Here is a 15,180-nt window from a genome sequence, read left to right as displayed (position 1 = left end):
CACCACCCTGCGCCGCGTCGCGCTCCCCCGCGACCCGAGCACCGCCGGGCGGGGCGACGGCGAAGCGGCTACTCGCCGACGCGGGTGCGGGTGCGCATGGCGCGCTGGGCCTCGCGCTCGTCGGTGGCGTTGCGCAGCGCCTGGCGCTTGTCGAAGGTCTTCTTGCCCTTCGCCACGCCGATCTCCACCTTGGCCCGGCCTCCGCGGAAGTACAGCTGCAGCGGCACGAGCGTGTAGCCGGACTGGCCAGCGGCCTGCGCGAGCTTGTCGATCTCGGCGGCGTGGAGCAGCAGCTTGCGGCGGCGGCGCGGCTCGTGGTTGGTCCAGGTGCCCTCGGTGTACTCCGGGATGTGCACGGCCTCGAGCCATGCCTCGCCCCGCTCGACCTCGGCGAAGCCGTCGACCAGCGACGCGCGCCCCTGCCGCAGCGACTTCACCTCGGTGCCGGTGAGCACCAGGCCGGCCTCGAAGACGTCCTCGATGGCGTAGTCGAACCGGGCGCGGCGGTTGGAGGCCACCACGGTGCGCGTGGTGGTGTCACGGCCGGTGGGGGCAGCGGGCTTGTTGGTCTGCGGCGCGTGCCACTCCCCGCGCCCACCTCGTCCGGCCATCCGTCCAGTCTACGGAAGCCCGCCACCGGGTTCTCGGGAGCGCTCAGAGCCACCCGGCCATGGCGTCCGTCGGCGAGCCGTCCACGCGCACCTCGAAGTGCAGGTGGCACGCGGTGCCCACACCCGTGCTGCCCGAGTAGGCGACCAGGTCGCCCTTCTTGACGTCCTGCCCGGGGCGCGCCGCGAAGCGCGACAGGTGCGCGTAGGCCGTGGCGACGTCGCGACCACCGATGGTGCCGTGGTCGATGACGAGGATGTTGCCGTAGCCGGTGCCTGGCCCGGCGCGCACGACCTCGCCGTCGGCGGCGGCGTAGACGGGGGTGCCGCAGGCGGCCCTCAGGTCGGTCCCCGCGTGCAGGCGGCGCACGTGGTAAACGGGGTGGATCCGGTACCCGAACCCCGACGTGACCGTCATGGACGCCAGCGGGTTGCCGAGCAGGCCGCGCTGCGGCGCGGCCGAGCCGCCACCTCCGCCTCCCCCGCCGCTGGAACCGCCGCTGGAACCGGCTCGGGCGCGCGCCCGGGCGCGCAGCTGGGCGGCGATGTCGTCGCTCTCGGCCTGGGCCTGGTCCACCTGCTGCTGGTAGACCTTCTTCTGCGCCTCGATGTCGGCGAGCGCCTGCTCCTTGGTCGCCTCCAGCGCGGCCAGCTCGTCGGAGGCGGTCTGCGCCTGCTCCTGCACGCGCTGGGTCTCCACGAGGTGGTCGGCGGCCTGCTGGCGCAGGTCCGCCATCTGCTGCCGCACGGCCTCGAGCCGCTCGGCGCGGTGCTGCTGCTCGGCGCGCACCTGCGCCAGCCGGTTGGTGGAGCTCTGCTGCAGCCGCGCGGCGGCGTCCACGAGGGCCAACCGGTCGGCCAGCTCGCTCGGGCCCTCCCCGCCCATGACCGCCGCGGCCAGGCCGGCGTCGACACCGCCGCCGCGGTAGGTGGCCGACACCAGGCGCGAGACGCGCTTCTCGGCCTCGGCGAGGTCCTGCTCACCACCGGCCAGCTCCTCGACGGCCACCTGCTCGGCGGCCTCGGCGGCGGCCAGCTGGCCGGCCAGCTCCACGTCGCGGTCCTTGGCGGTGCGCACCTCCGCCTGCGCGGTCTCCAGCGCCGCCTGCGCGGCAGGCTGGCGGGCCTGCACGTCAGCGAGCTCAGCGGCGGCCTGCTCGGCGCGCTCGCCGGTGTCGGCCAGCCCCTCCTGCGCCTGGGCGAGGGCGTCCTTGAGCTGCTGCTGCTTGGCCTTGAGCTGCGAGACGGTGTCCGCGCTGGCGCTCGGGGCCCCTTCGCCCACGCCAGCGACACCGACGGCGCCGACGAGCAGGGCGACCGCCAGCGCGAGCGCCGGCAGCCGCCGTCGTCCTGATGACCCCACAGCGCTCAGACGCGCAGGTAGCGCGACAGCGTGGTGACGGACGCGGTGCCGGCCAGCAGCACGGCGATGCCCAGGAGCACCGGAGCCACCAGCCACACCTGGTGGGTGCCGACGTAGCCGAACAGCGGCAGCGCCTCCACCAGCCAGCCCTGCACCCCGAACCGCACCGCCGCGTACAGCGCGCCCACCGCCAGGCCCGCGCCGACGACGGCGGCCAGCACGCCCTCCAGGAGGAACGGCAGCTGGATGAGCAGCTTGGAGGCGCCGACCAGGCGCATGATGCCCGTCTCGCGGCGTCGGCTGAAGGCCGACAGGCGGATGGTGGTGGCGATGAGCAGCGCCGCGGCGACGATCATGACGACGGCGAAGCCGCCGGCCACGGCCGTGGCCACGTTGAGCACCGTGAAGAACGGGTCGAGGACGCGGCGCTGGTCCTGCACCTGCTCCACGCCCGGCGTGCCCGCGAAGTACTGGGTGACGACCTCGTACTTGGTGGGGTCCTTGAGCTTGACGCGGTAGGACTCGTTGAGCTGGTCCTCGGTGGCGGAGTCGGCGATGGCGGTGCCCTTGAACTGCTCCTTGAACCGCTTGTAGGCGTCGGCCCTGGACTCGAACTGCACCGACTCCACGTACGGCGCCAGCGTCGGCGACTGCAGCTCGGCGAGCACCGCGTCGCGCTGCGCGCCGGTCACCTCACCGCTGGTGCAGGTGGGGGCCTCGGAGTCCTTGGCGCACAGGAACACCGACACCTGCACGCGGTCGTACCAGTAGTCCTTCATCTGCCCGACCTGCAGCTGCAGCAGGCCGCCGGCACCGACGAAGACCAGCGAGACGAAGGTGACCAGCACCACCGAGATGGTCATGGCCGTGTTGCGGCGCAGGCCGGTGAGGATCTCCCCCACCAGGAACCGGAGCCTCACCAGGCCACCCCCTGCTGGGCCGGGGGGACGACGGGGACCTGCGCGCTGACCATGCCCGTGACGGGGGCCAGGCCGTAGCCGCCGGCCACCTCGTCGCGGACGACGAGGCCGCCCTCCAGCTCCACGACGCGCTTCTTGCTCGCGTCGACGAGGCCGTGGTCGTGGGTGGCCATGACGATCGTGGTGCCGGTGCGGTTGATCCGCTCCAGCAGCTTCATGATGCCCTCGCTGGTGGCGGGGTCGAGGTTTCCGGTGGGCTCGTCGGCCAGCAGGATCGCCGGCCGGTTGACGAAGGCGCGGGCCACGGCCACGCGCTGCTGCTCACCACCGGACAGCTCGTGCGGCAGACGCCGCTCCTTGCCGGCCAGGCCCACCAGCTCGAGGGTCTCGGGCACCACCTGGGCGATGTGGTGGCGGCTCTTGCCGATCACCTGCAGCGCGAACGCGACGTTCTCGAAGACCGTCTTGGACGGCAGCAGGCGGAAGTCCTGGAACACCACGCCCATCTGCCGGCGCAGGTGCGGCACCTTCCAGCTGGACAGGCGCGCCACGTCGCGACCGGCCACGTAGACGTGGCCGCGGGTGGCGACGTCCTCACGCAGCACCAGCCGCAGCAGGGTCGACTTGCCCGACCCGGACGCACCGACGAGGAAGACGAACTCCCCGCGCTCCACGTCGAGGTTGACGCGGTGCAGCGCCGGACGCCGAGACCGCGGGTAGGTCTTGGAGACGGACTCGAAGCGGATCACGGTCGCCTGCCAGCTCGGGTGCGGGTGTGCGTCCTCGAGGTTAGGCAGGCGCAGGCGCCCGAACCGGGCATCTCGCCCGGCGTGTCGCCTCCGGCGTGGCTGGGCCGAGGGTGGCGGGCGTCCCGCCTCCGGTCAGCTCTCGGACGCGCGCTCGCGCTGGCGGCGCCAGCGGATGCCGGTCTCCAGGAAGTCGTCGATCTCGCCGTCGAACACCGAGGCGGGGTTGCCGACCTCGTGCTCGGTGCGCAGGTCCTTGACCATCTGGTACGGGTTGAGCACGTACGAGCGCATCTGGTTGCCCCAGCTGCCGGAGTCGTCGCCCTTGAGGGCGTCGAGCTCGGCCTGGCGCTCCTCGCGGGCCCTCACCAGCAGCCGCGCCTGGAGGACGCGCAGCGCCGCCGCCTTGTTCTGCAGCTGGCTCTTCTCGTTCTGGCAGGACACGACGATGCCGGTCGGGATGTGGGTCAGGCGCACCGCGGAGTCGGTGGTGTTCACCGACTGCCCGCCCGGTCCCGAGGACCGGAACACGTCCACGCGCAGGTCGTTCTCGGGGATGTCGATGTGGTCGGTCTCCTCGGTGACGGGAAGCACCTCCACACCGGCGAAGGAGGTCTGGCGGCGGCCCTGGTTGTCGAAGGGGCTGATGCGCACGAGGCGGTGCGTTCCCTGCTCCACCGAGAGCGTGCCGTAGGCGTAGGGGGCGTGGACGGCCATGGTGGCCGACTTGATGCCCGCCTCCTCGGCGTAGGAGGTGTCCATGACCTCGGCCTTGTGGCCGTGGCGCTCCGCCCAGCGCAGGTACATGCGCAGCAGCATCTCGGCGAAGTCGGCGGCGTCGACGCCACCGGCCTCGGCGCGGATGGTGACGAGCGCCTCGCGCTGGTCGTACTCGCCCGACAGCAGCGTGCGGACCTCGAGCTCGCCCAGGGCCTTGCGGATGCTGGTGAGCTCCTTCTCCGCCTCCGCCCGCGTCTCCTCGGCCGTCTCGGCGTCACCCTCGGCGGCGGCCTCGTCAGCCATCTCGACCAGGGTCTCGAGGTCGTCGATGCGCGAGCCCATCTTCTCGAGGCGCTCGAGCTCGGCCTGGGCGTGCGAGAGCCGGCTCGTCACGGCCTGGGCGTTCTCGACGTCGTCCCACAGGTCCGAGGCCGAGGCCTGCTCGGTGAGCTGGGCCACGGTGGCCTTGAGGGCGTCGACGTCGCTGACCTCGCGGACCGTGCGGTAGGTGGTGCGGAGGGAGGAGATCTCAGCGGGGAGGTCGACGGCTGCCACGACCGGCAAGGGTACGACGACGGATGATGCGGCCATGAACGAGCAGCAGCCCCTCGTCGTCGTCCCCGAGGCCGAGGGCGCCTCGGCGCTGTCCTCGGCGGGTGTGAGGACGGTGGTCGTGGCACCCGACGCGGACGTGCCGGCCGACGCGCGGGGGGCGTCGGTGCTGGTGGTCGGGCCCGCCGAGTCGGCCGAGGAGGTGGAGGCGGCACTGGCGCAGGTGGCGCAGCTGCCGGACCTGCAGCTGCTCGTGAGCCTGGGCCAGGGCAGCGAGCAGTGGGGCGACCTGCGCGAGGACGTGTCGATCGCCACGGCCCGCGGCGCGCACGGCGGCTCCACGGCCGAGTGGGTCCTCGCGGCGGTGCTCGCGCAGCTGCGGCTGCTGCCGGAGCACCTCGACGCCCAGCGCGAGCACCGTTGGGGCGGGCGCACCGCGCGGACGCTGATGCGCTCGAACGTGCTCGTGCTGGGGGCGGGCGACCTCGGTGAGAACGTGCGCGCGCGGCTGCTGCCCTTCGGCGCAGCGGTCACGGTGGCCGCGAGGACGGCGCGCGAGGGCGTGGTGAGCCTGGAGGCCGCACGCGACCTGCTGGGCTCGACCGACGTGCTCGTCGTCGTCCTGCCCCTCACCGACGACACCCACCACGTGGTGGACGCCGAGCTGCTGGCCGCCCTGCCCGACGGCGCCCTGGTGGTCAACGCCGGGCGCGGGCCGCTCGTGGACACCTCCGCGCTGCTCGCGGAGCTGCGGAGCGGACGGCTGCTCGCCGCGCTGGACGTCACCGACCCCGAGCCGCTGCCCGCCGACCACCCCCTGTGGGACGCGCCGGGCCTGCTGCTCACCCCGCACGTGGCGGGCAACACCGAGGGCGCTGGGGAGCGCGCGTGGGAGCGGGTGGCGGAGCAGGTGAGCGCCTTCGCGCGCGGGGAGCGCCCGCCGAACCTCGTGCGCTGACGCGCGGCGCCGAGACGCGAGACGACCGTGGACGCTGTGCTCCGGTGCGGAGGGCCGCACCGGAGCACAGCGTCCGCGGTCGGCGTCGGAGGACGGCAGCGGCTCAGTTCATGAGGTCGTTGAGGAACCCGCCCTGCTGCTGACCGCCCTGCGCGGCCGCGGGCCGGCCCTCGCTGGGCTGGACCAGCACGAAGCCGGGGCCGTGGAAGAGGTACTGGAACGCCTCGCCGGAGCCGCCGCGCAGCAGCGAGCGCACGTTCATGCTGTTGACCAGCTGCGGGCGCAGGTGGCTGGACCAGGCGACGGCCGCCTGGATGTCGACGCCGGTGGGCTGCTGGGAGCAGTCGAGCAGCACCGGCGGACCGTCGCTGGTGAGGGCGACCACGCCGTGCCCGCTCACCTCGACGTTCCACATGCCGCCCGAGAGGTGGCCAGCGCCCTGGACGCGGCGGATGTCCCACTCGAGGTTCGCGTCGAAGGCGAGGAGGTTCTTGCCGTCCACGCTGATGCCGTCACCCTCGAGGAGGATGAGGTGCACGTGCTCGGCGGTGTTGGCGAAGAACACCTCGCCCTGGCCGGACACGCGCATCAGCGGAGTGTCCTCGCTGGTCACGAGCTTCTTGAGGAACTTGGCCATGGAGCCGGAGCCCTCGTGGTCGAAGCGGACGGAGCCCTGGTAGGCGACCATCGACCCCTTCGCCGCGAGGACGTCCTGGCTGAGGGAGACGCGGAGCATCGACGAGTTCTGCAGGACCCAGCGCTCGCTGGTCTGCTTCTCGGCGGTCGCGGCGTCGAAGAGGTTGCTGCGCACGGGTGAACCCTGACAGGCCCGGGCCCCGGAGGTCCAGCGCCTCCGGGGCCCGTGACCGGGCCTGCCGGTCGCCGCACGGCGACCCGCAGGCCCAGCCTCAGGCGACCGGCGCCGGACGGGTCATCGCGCGCCTCGCGGCGCGCTCGACCAGCCGCTGGGCCCGGGCCTCCAGCCGCGCTGCGCGCGCGGCGTCCCGCTGGGACGCCGCCAGGCGCGACCAGCACGCCCGGGACCGCAGCTCAGCGCCGCGCTGGTGGTGCAGGGACAGGACGTGTTCGGGGTGGGACGTGTGCACGACGGGCTCCTCGGGGTGGCCCCGGGCGCCGCCACCGGTCAGGCGACGGCGCCCACGGGCTCGGGCAGGGGGTGCTTGCGGGGGCGGCCGCGGGGCCGCTTGCGGGGCACGACGACTCCGGACAGGACCAGCTCGCCGCCCCAGACGCCCCAGGGCTCGGAGCGGGCCAGGGCGCCGTCGAGGCACTCGGCACGCAGCGGGCAGCCGGTGCACAGCGCCTTCGCGGCCTCGACGTCCTGCGGGAGCTCGGCGAACCAGAGCTCCGGGTCGTTGACCCGGCAGGGCAGCGACGACATGGGGTGTTCCTCTCGGTGTGGCGGTGCTGCGGAGCGGGAGAGGAGACCGCTGGCAGCAGAAAGGCCGCGGTCCCCTGGGTCGGGGGTCCGCGGCCTGTCGCCGGGAGAGGAGCGGACCTAGCTGGTCAGCACCTGCCGGCGGACAGGGAGGAGCCCCGAGACGGGCGGGTTCGAGATGAGGGCGTCACCGAGGACGACTGGACGCTGGCGCAGCGCGTGGCCGTAGCCGGCGCCGAGGCGCTCGCCACCGCTGAGGCCGGCGACGGTCCCCTGGGCGGGGCCGTCGGCGTAGGCGCGGGCGGACGCGGACACAGCGGTGCCCCGGAACCCACCGGTGGTGGGCACGCGGAGGTCGTAGGACGACACCTCGAACCGGGTGTCCATGTACTCCGTCATCGCGCACACCTCCTTCATCCGCGCACCGCCCGTTGCAGGCAGTGCTGATCGCGTGTCCACGAGGCTAGGGGGCCTCGTGTGAGCCGCACAACAGGTTTTTCCGAACTCTTCTCCGACAGGTCTCCCGGAGGTCCCCGCGGCGCACGTGCGGAGCGCTGGTCACGCCGCTGACCAGCGGCGCGACCAGCGCTCCGGGGACGGTGCCCGAGGTGGTCAGACCTTGAAGGTGGCCACCAGCTGGCGCATGTCTCCCGCGATGGCGGTGAGCTGCTGGGCGGCGCTCTGCGCGGTCCGGGCCCCCGCCGACGCCTGCTCCGCGACCCGGGCGACCTCGTCGACCGCCGAGACCACGCGGCTGCTGGCCGCGGCGGCCTCCGAGCCCGTGCTGGTCATCTGCGCGGTGACGGCCGACTGCTCCTCCACGGCGCTGGCGATGGTGCCGTTGTGCTCGTGGATCTGGTCGACCACGGACCGCACCTGCTCCATGGAGGTGGTGGCCTCCTGGGTGCCGGCCTGGATGGCCTGCACCTGCTCGGTGATGTCCCCGGTGGCGCGGGCCGTCTGCAGCGCCAGCTCCTTGACCTCCCCGGCGACGACGGCGAAGCCCTTGCCCGCCTCACCCGCTCGCGCGGCCTCGATGGTCGCGTTGAGCGCCAGGAGGTTGGTCTGCTGGGCGATGGCGTTGATGAGGTCCACCACGGCGCTGATCTGCGCCCCGGACCTGCCGAGGGAGTCGATCTGCTCGGCGGCCCGTCCAGCCACCGTGACGGCCTCGACGGTCACGCCCGACGCGCGGCTCGCGCTGGAGGCGATCTCGCTGATGGAGGCGGCCAGCTCGTCGTTGGCCCGCGCCAGGCCGCGGATGCTGCCGTCGACGTCCTGCGCCGACCTCGACGCGAGCACCGCGCGCTCGGAGGTGGTGCTGGCCGTGCTCCGGAGGTCGGTGGACACCCGGTCCACCGCGGTCGCGGTCTCGGAGAGCCGCTCGGCGGCCTGGGTGATCGACCTGACGGTGCCACCGACCTTGGCCTGGAAGCGGTTGAACGCCGCCCCGAGCTGGCCGGCCTCGTCGGGGCTCGACTCGTCGACGCGCTGGGTGAGGTCGCCGTCACCGTCGGCGATCTCGGCCATCCTGTCGCGCAGCAGCTCCAGCGGGCGCACCGTGCGGCGGGCGATCACCACGGTGACGAGCACGGCCAGCAGCAGCGCCCCGGCGGCGAGGCCGATGCTCGTGGCGCGGACGCTGTTGGCGTCGGCGAGCACGGTGCTCGTGGGGATGGCGATGACCACCGCCCAGCGGTCGGTCTGGCCCAGGTCGATGGGGACGGCGACGACCCGCTGCGGGCGCCCGTCCACCTCCACCACCTCGTTGACGGCCTTCCCGGACTCGACGGCGCGCTTCGCGGCCGTCCCGGTCGCGCCGGCCAGCGGCTCGCCGATCTCAGCGCCCGCGCCAGAGCCGACCACCACGCCGGAGGCGGTGACGAGCGTGGCGCGACCGGCGCCCAGGGGGCGGAGGGCGGCGACCTGCTCCTGGACCGCGCTCAGCGGCAGGTCGACGCCGGCCACGCCGACGACGGCGCCGTCGCGGACCACCGGCGCAGTGGTCGAGGTCAGGAGCACCTGCTGGCCGCCGACCTCGTACAGGTACGGGTCGATGACCTTCTCCTCGCCGGTGTTCCGGGCGATGACGTAGTAGTCACCCGGCCCCGGCTTCTCGTAGTCGGTCAGCGGCGTCACCGCGATGGACGCTCCGTCGCGGTACCAGTAGGAGATGTAGCGCCCGGTCCCGTCCGTGCCCGTGGTGTCGACGAAGCGCGCGTCCTGGCCGTCGAAGGCGCCCGGCTCGAAGGCGGACCACACACCCAGGTACTCAGGTGAGGCTGCCAGCAGGTCGCGCTCGATCGCGTCGGCCTGGGCACGCGTCCCGCCCTGCGACGTGAGGCCGGACAGGGTGGCCGACAGCGACCGGGCCGTGTCGAGCGCGGTGACCACGCGGTCCTGCACCTGGGCGGCCGCGTTGCGGGAGGCTTCGTCGGCGTACCGGTAGGCCGCCTCCCGGGCCATCGCCTGCGTGCGGGCGCTGATGACGCTGACCAGCGCGACCAGCGCCACGGCGAGCATCACGACGACGCTCAGCACGAGGCGTGCCTTGATGCTCCGACGGAAGATCTGCACGGGCGGTCTCCTGGTGCGGCGTCAGCGGCGACTCCGGGCTGTGCTCACAACCCGTCGCAGGAGACATCGGGGGGAGACCGGGGTGCCTTGAGACCCGAGCCGCCGCCACCACCGAGGTGCCTCAGACGGAGGACGCCTCAGGAGGAGGAAGCATCCGCGAGGACGCCCAGCACCGCCTCGCCGTAGCGCTCGAGCTTGGCAGGACCCACACCCGGGATGCGGGCCAGCCCTGCGGTGTCCACCGGGGTGGTCTCGGCGATGGCCACGAGCGTCGCGTCGGTGAAGACGACGTACGCGGGCACCTTCGCCTCCGAGGCGGTGGCCGATCGCCAGGCGCGCAGCGCGTCGAAGACGCCCTCGTCGTAGGTGGGCGGGCACGTCTCGCAGCGGCCCACCTTGCGCTCGGCGGGCGTGTTCAGGGCGGCCCCGCAGGAGCGGCACACCCGCGCCAGCCCCGGCCCCTTCTTGGACCGTCCGCTCCCCGCTCCCCCGCCGGAGCCGCCGGAGGCGCGGCGCCGCTCGCGCTCGGCCGGGTCGACGGGGCGCAGACCGTCGAGGAAGCGCGACGGCGTGCGACTGGCCCGGCCACCCGGCGTGCGGGCCCGCCCCCACGAGAGCGCGAGGTGCTCACGGGCCCGGGTGATGCCGACGTAGAGCAGCCGCCGCTCCTCCTCGACCTTGTCGGGGTCGTCGGCGGAGAAGCTGATGGGCAGCAGGCCCTCGCTGACGCCGACCAGCCACACCGCGTCCCACTCGAGGCCCTTGGCGGCGTGGAAGGAGGCCAGCGTGACGCCCTGGACGGTGGGGGCGTGCTGCGCGGCGGAGCGCTCGTCCACCTCGGTGACGAGGTCCGCCACGCGCGCGCCGGGGCGGGCGGTGGCGACGTCGTCGGCGAGCGCGGCCAGCGCCTGCAGCGACGCCCAGCGCTCCCGGGCGGCGCCGGCCGCGGTGGGCGGCTCCGCCGTCCAGCCGGCGCTGGCGAGCACGTCGCGGACGGCCTCACCCAGCGGGCGGGTGCCGTCGTCGGAGCGGGCGGCGCCGCGCAGCAGCAGCACGGCCTGGCGGACCTCGGCGCGGAAGAAGAACTTCTCCCCGCCGCGCAGCTGGTACCCGACGCCGGCGTCGGACAGGGCCGCCTCGAGGGGCTCGGACTGCCCGTTGGTGCGGAACAGCACCGCGATCTCGGCGGGCGGCGTGCCCGCGTCGATGCGGCGGCGCACCGCGGCGGCCACGCCGGCCGCCTCGGCGACGTCGTCGTCGTACTCGGTGAAGGTGGGGTCCGGTCCGGGCGGTCGCTGCGCGACCAGCTCCACCCGGGCCCTCACCGCGGCGGCGGGCGCCCGGTCGAGCAGGCGGTTGGCCAGCGCCACCACCTGAGGGGTGGAGCGGTAGTCCCGCACGAGGCGGACCACGGAGGCGCTCGGGTGGCGCTTCGGGAACTCCAGCAGGTGCGCCGGGGTGGCGCCGGCGAAGGAGTAGATGGTCTGGCTGGCGTCGCCGACCACGCAGACGTCCTCGCGGCCGCCGAGCCACAGGTCGAGCAGGCGCTGCTGCAGCGGGGAGACGTCCTGGTACTCGTCCACCGTGAAGTGGCGGTACTGGCGGCGGACGCTCTCGGCGACGTCGCCGCGCTCGGCGAGGATCCCGCAGGTCAGCAGGAGGACGTCCTCGAAGTCCATGGCGCCGCGGTCGGTCTTGACGTCCTCGTAGGACTGCATGACCCGGCTCATGGCGGCGGGGTCCAGGCCGGCGGGTGGAGTGCGACCGGCGCGCGCGACGGCGGCGGGGTAGGCCTCGGGCGTGAGGAGGGCGACCTTGGCCCACTCGACCTCCGCCGACAGGTCGCGCACGGCGGTGCGGTCCACCGAGAGCCGCAGCCGGCTGGCGGCCTCGGCCACGAGCCGCGCCTTGTGCTCCACGAGCACCGGCAGCGGTCCCCCCACCGCGGTGGGCCAGAAGTACTGCAGCTGCCGCAGCGCCGCGGCGTGGAAGGTGCGGGCCTGCACCGCGGGCACGCCCAGGTCCCGCAGGCGCGAGCGCATCTCCCCCGCGGCCCGGGAGGTGAACGTCAGGGCGAGCACGCTGCGCGGGTCGTACACGCCGGCGTGGACGCCGTGGGCGATGCGGTGGGTGATGGCCCGGGTCTTGCCGGTGCCTGCGCCGGCCAGCACGCACACGGGTCCGCGCAGCGCCGAGGCCACCGCCCGCTGCTCCGGGTCGAGCGAGGCGAGGACGGCGTCGGCGAGGGTCGCGTGGGTGGTCTGGGACATGGCCCGGCCATGATGGCTGACCGTGCCGACACCCCGCTCCGAGCGTCCACAGGCGAGCAGCCCGACGACGACGACGACGAGCACGGCCGAGCTCGTCGCCCGCGCCCGCGGGCTCGTGGAGGCGGCTGACGGCCGCCGGGTGCTGCTCGGCCTGGTCGGGGCGCCCGGCGCCGGCAAGTCGACGCTCGCGGCGCAGCTGGTGGAGGCCCTGGGCCCCGAGCTGGACGGCGGAGCGGCCCTGGTGGGCATGGACGGCTTCCACCTGGCCCAGACGACCCTGGAGCGCTGGGGGCGCGCCGGCCGCAAGGGCGCGCCGGACACCTTCGACGCCGGCGGCTACGCGGCGCTGCTGCGCCGGTTGCGGGCGCGTGACGAGGACGTCGTGCACGCCCCCGAGTTCCGGCGGGACCTGGAAGAGCCCCTGGGCAGCGCCGTCCCCGTGCCCCGGGAGGTGGCGCTGGTGGTCACGGAGGGCAACTACCTCCTGCTCGACGGGGCGTGGGCGCCCGTGCGCGGGCTGCTCGACGAGGTCTGGTTCCTCGCCCCGGACGACCAGCTGCGGCTGACGCGCCTGGTGGCCCGGCACGAGGCGTTCGGCAAGGCCCCTCGCGCGGCGGTCGAGTGGTCGCACGGACCCGACCAGGCCAACGCGGACGTGGTGGCCGCGACGGCGGCCCGCGCCGACCTCGTGGTGCGCCTGGTCGACTGACGCCTCCGGCGCCTCAGGCGCTGCGCCGGACCACCGAGGACAGGCCCACCTCGCTGGGGACGCCGTGCGCGCCGAGCAGGTGCTCGGCGCGCTCCACGGCGTCGGCCCAGGCCCCCAGCGTCGAGGCGCCGCCCGCCACGGGGAGCGCCGCCGTCACGACGGCGGTCGGTCCCTCGACCACCTCGTCCACCTCGTAGCCCGCGCTCGCGAGCGCCCACGAGGCGGTCGCCGCGTCGGTGGTCGCCACGCGGCAGTGCAGGAGCAGCATCGTCGCCACGGGCCGATCTTCGGTCGCGGCACCACCGGCGTCACGCTTGTGACCGTTGTGGTCAGCGCGGAGGCACCCCGTGGGCGGCGGCCACGGCGTCGACCTCCGCGAGGTGCTCCGCCACCCGCTCCGGGGGCGCCCAGCTCGCCTCGAAGCTGTTGCGCGCCAGCTGCACCACGTCGGCGGGCGACAGGTCGGCGACGCGCGCCAGGGCGAGCAGGTTCTCCTTGAGGTAGCCGCCGAAGTAGGCGGGGTCGTCGCCGTTGACGCAGACCTTCGCCCCGGCGCGCAGCAGCGCGACGATCTCGGGCGCCTTCATCTGCTCGGTGACGAACCCGTTGGACAGCGGGCACGAGGTGAAGCCGAGGCCCCGCTCCACGGCGAGGGCGAGCAGCTCGGGAGCCTCGACGATGTTGGTGCCGTGGTCGATGCGGTCCACCCGCACGTCCTCGAGCGCCTGGCGCAGGTGCTCGAGCGTGCCCGGCTGGTCGATGTCGCAGTGCACCGTCAGCCGGTAGCCGGCCTCGCGGGCGCGGGCGAAGACGGCGGCGAAGTCCGCCGGGGGGTGGCCCCGCTCGTCGGAGTCCAGGCCCACGCCGAGGATGCGGTCTGCGTACGGCAGCGACGCCGTCAGCGTCTCCTCCGCGCTGACCACGGGGTGGTCTCGCAGGAAGCACATGATCAGCGCGGCGTCGACCCCCAGCTCGTGCGGCGCCCGCTCGACGGCCTCCAGCAGGCCCTCCACCACCACCTCGAACGGCACCCCGCGGCTCGTGTGGGCCTGCGGGTCGAAGAAGACCTCGGCCCGTCGGACGTCCTGCGCCGCGGCGCGGGTCAGGTAGGCGGTCGCCAGGTCGGTGAAGTCGCGCCGGGTCTGCAGCACGTCCATCGCCGGGTAGTAGACGGCGAGGAAGGACGCCAGGGAGTCGAACACGTGCGTGGCGCGGACCTCCTCGACCGTCCTCGTCGCCAGCTCCACCCCGTTGCGGGCCGCCAGCTCCAGGAGCAGCTCCGGCTCGAGGGTGCCCTCGAGGTGCACGTGCAGCTCGCAGGCGGGCAGGTCGGCGACGAGGGCGGCGAGCGGGTCGGTGGCCATCGGGGCACCCCACCACAGCAGCAGCCGTCCGTGGGATGACGACGGCGAGGTCGGGCGTTGAGCACCTGCGGAAGACCCGTCCCGACCACCGACCGCCGAGGAGAACGATGTCTGCGCCCACGCTGCCCGAGCAGGGGACCATCACCATGTACACGACCACGTGGTGCGGCTACTGCAAGATCCTCAAGAAGGGCCTGCAGCGCGAGGGCATCACCTGGAACGAGGTGAACATCGAGGAGGTCCCGGGCGCCGCCGAGTACGTGCAGAGCGTCAACGGGGGCAACCAGACCGTGCCGACCGTCGTGTTCCCGGACGGCACTTCGGCCACCAACCCCTCCCTGGCCGAGGTCAAGGCCCGCCTCTCCTGAGGGTCGAGCCGCTCGACGCCGCCGGGCTCGCACACCGGGCCCTGGCGGCGCTCGGGCGCTCCCCCGGCCGCCGCCTCGGCGTGGACGCCGCGGTGCCGGCCGACGCCGCCGTGGTCGCCGACGCGGTGGTGGAGGCCCTCGAGCGCGAGGGCCGGGCCGTGCTCCGCGTCGACGCCGAGGACTACCTGCGGCCTCGCTCGCTGCGCCTCGAGCACGGACCAGCGGACCCCGACGCCGGCTACGAGGGCTGGTACGACACCTACGCCCTGCTGCGCGAGGTCCTCGACCCCCTCGCCCCTGACGGGGCCGGCACCTGGCTGCCCGCCCTGTGGGACGCCGAGCGCGACCGCGCCACCCGGCAGGAGCGCCGCACGGCCCCACCCGGCGCCGTCCTCGTGCTGACCGGACCGTTCCTCCTGCGCTGGGAGCTGTCGGGCGCGCTCGACGCCGTCGTCCACCTGCAGACGTCACCCGCCGCGCAGCGCCGGCGCCTGTCCGCGGCAGACGCCGACAGGGTGGTCGGTGCCTGGGCGCGCTACCTGGAGGAGACCGGTCCCGCGTCGCGCGCCGACCTCGTCGTGCGCTGCGAGGACCCCCGCCACCCCGCGCTGGTGGTGCCCTGACCG

At 74.3% G+C, this 15,180-nt stretch carries 17 protein-coding genes; 4 read left to right on the top strand and 13 right to left on the bottom strand.

Annotated elements, in window-relative coordinates:
* Positions 1-68 precede the first annotated feature (68 nt).
* From smpB to prfB, 5 genes are all read right to left on the bottom strand, one after another.
* Positions 69-611, bottom strand: a complete 543-nt coding sequence (gene smpB / locus FMM08_RS15460; protein WP_147927277.1) for an SsrA-binding protein SmpB — start codon at positions 609-611, stop codon at positions 69-71.
* A 43-nt stretch (positions 612-654) separates the two neighbouring features.
* Positions 655-1,971 (bottom strand): M23 family metallopeptidase, encoded by a 1,317-nt coding sequence (locus tag FMM08_RS15455; RefSeq protein ID WP_147927276.1) that lies wholly within the window; start codon positions 1,969-1,971, stop codon positions 655-657.
* A 5-nt stretch (positions 1,972-1,976) separates the two neighbouring features.
* On the bottom strand, positions 1,977-2,891 hold the full coding sequence (gene ftsX / locus FMM08_RS15450; protein ID WP_147927275.1) for a permease-like cell division protein FtsX: 915 nt from the start codon (positions 2,889-2,891) through the stop codon (positions 1,977-1,979).
* Complete coding sequence (gene ftsE / locus FMM08_RS15445) at positions 2,888-3,640, bottom strand: cell division ATP-binding protein FtsE (RefSeq protein ID WP_147927274.1); 753 nt, start codon at positions 3,638-3,640, stop codon at positions 2,888-2,890. The genes ftsX and ftsE overlap by 4 nt, the downstream gene beginning before the upstream one ends.
* 132 nt (positions 3,641-3,772) lie before the next feature.
* Entirely contained in the window at positions 3,773-4,912 is a 1,140-nt protein-coding gene (gene prfB, locus FMM08_RS15440) for a peptide chain release factor 2 (protein WP_147927273.1), read from the bottom strand.
* 34 nt (positions 4,913-4,946) lie between these two features.
* Here prfB and FMM08_RS15435 point away from each other — a divergent pair, with 34 nt between their 5' ends.
* The gene (locus FMM08_RS15435; protein ID WP_147927272.1) at positions 4,947-5,867 is read left to right on the top strand and encodes an NAD(P)-dependent oxidoreductase; all 921 of its coding nucleotides are present in this window, start codon (positions 4,947-4,949) and stop codon (positions 5,865-5,867) included.
* 103 nt (positions 5,868-5,970) lie between these two features.
* Here FMM08_RS15435 and FMM08_RS15430 read toward each other — a convergent pair whose 3' ends face one another.
* The 6 genes from FMM08_RS15430 to FMM08_RS15405 all read right to left on the bottom strand — a co-directional run bounded on the left by FMM08_RS15430 (position 5,971) and on the right by FMM08_RS15405 (position 12,113).
* On the bottom strand, positions 5,971-6,678 hold the full coding sequence (locus FMM08_RS15430; protein ID WP_147927271.1) for an AIM24 family protein: 708 nt from the start codon (positions 6,676-6,678) through the stop codon (positions 5,971-5,973).
* Positions 6,679-6,775: 97 nt separating this feature from the next.
* Positions 6,776-6,973, bottom strand: a complete 198-nt coding sequence (locus FMM08_RS15425; RefSeq protein WP_147927270.1) for a hypothetical protein — start codon at positions 6,971-6,973, stop codon at positions 6,776-6,778.
* A gap of 38 nt (positions 6,974-7,011) precedes the next feature.
* Positions 7,012-7,269 (bottom strand): WhiB family transcriptional regulator, encoded by a 258-nt coding sequence (locus tag FMM08_RS15420; RefSeq protein ID WP_139711529.1) that lies wholly within the window; start codon positions 7,267-7,269, stop codon positions 7,012-7,014.
* Between the two features lie 117 nt (positions 7,270-7,386).
* Positions 7,387-7,665, bottom strand: a complete 279-nt coding sequence (locus tag FMM08_RS15415) for a hypothetical protein (RefSeq protein WP_147927269.1) — start codon at positions 7,663-7,665, stop codon at positions 7,387-7,389.
* 213 nt (positions 7,666-7,878) lie between these two features.
* Positions 7,879-9,843 carry a methyl-accepting chemotaxis protein gene (locus FMM08_RS15410; RefSeq protein ID WP_147927268.1) on the bottom strand — a complete coding sequence of 655 codons (1,965 nt, stop codon included), beginning with the start codon at positions 9,841-9,843 and terminating at the stop codon, positions 7,879-7,881.
* 137 nt (positions 9,844-9,980) lie between these two features.
* A complete protein-coding gene (locus tag FMM08_RS15405) occupies positions 9,981-12,113 on the bottom strand; it encodes an ATP-dependent DNA helicase UvrD2 (RefSeq protein ID WP_147927267.1) in 2,133 nt (710 codons plus the stop codon).
* A 22-nt stretch (positions 12,114-12,135) separates the two neighbouring features.
* Here FMM08_RS15405 and FMM08_RS15400 point away from each other — a divergent pair, with 22 nt between their 5' ends.
* Positions 12,136-12,822: a nucleoside/nucleotide kinase family protein gene (locus FMM08_RS15400; protein ID WP_147927266.1), complete on the top strand. Its 687-nt coding sequence runs from the start codon at positions 12,136-12,138 to the stop codon at positions 12,820-12,822.
* Positions 12,823-12,835: 13 nt separating this feature from the next.
* On the opposite strand, the gene FMM08_RS15395 is transcribed toward FMM08_RS15400, so the two are convergent.
* Positions 12,836-13,099, bottom strand: a complete 264-nt coding sequence (locus FMM08_RS15395; RefSeq protein WP_147927265.1) for a hypothetical protein — start codon at positions 13,097-13,099, stop codon at positions 12,836-12,838.
* Between the two features lie 52 nt (positions 13,100-13,151).
* Positions 13,152-14,186, bottom strand: a complete 1,035-nt coding sequence (gene add / locus FMM08_RS15390; RefSeq protein ID WP_147927264.1) for an adenosine deaminase — start codon at positions 14,184-14,186, stop codon at positions 13,152-13,154.
* A gap of 107 nt (positions 14,187-14,293) precedes the next feature.
* On the opposite strand from add, the gene FMM08_RS15385 reads away from it, so the two are divergent.
* Together FMM08_RS15385 and FMM08_RS15380 are read left to right on the top strand one after the other, a co-directional pair.
* On the top strand, positions 14,294-14,554 hold the full coding sequence (locus FMM08_RS15385) for a mycoredoxin (RefSeq protein WP_147927390.1): 261 nt from the start codon (positions 14,294-14,296) through the stop codon (positions 14,552-14,554).
* A 92-nt stretch (positions 14,555-14,646) separates the two neighbouring features.
* Positions 14,647-15,177 carry a nucleoside/nucleotide kinase family protein gene (locus tag FMM08_RS15380; RefSeq protein WP_222710825.1) on the top strand — a complete coding sequence of 177 codons (531 nt, stop codon included), beginning with the start codon at positions 14,647-14,649 and terminating at the stop codon, positions 15,175-15,177.
* The last annotated feature ends 3 nt before the right edge of the window (positions 15,178-15,180 follow it).

The organism is Quadrisphaera setariae, assembly GCF_008041935.1.
In the GTDB taxonomy this organism is placed as follows: Bacteria; Actinomycetota; Actinomycetes; order Actinomycetales; family Quadrisphaeraceae; genus Quadrisphaera; species Quadrisphaera setariae.
Note: the sequence above shows the minus strand (reverse complement) of the source record. Positions and strands in the feature narration are given on the sequence as shown.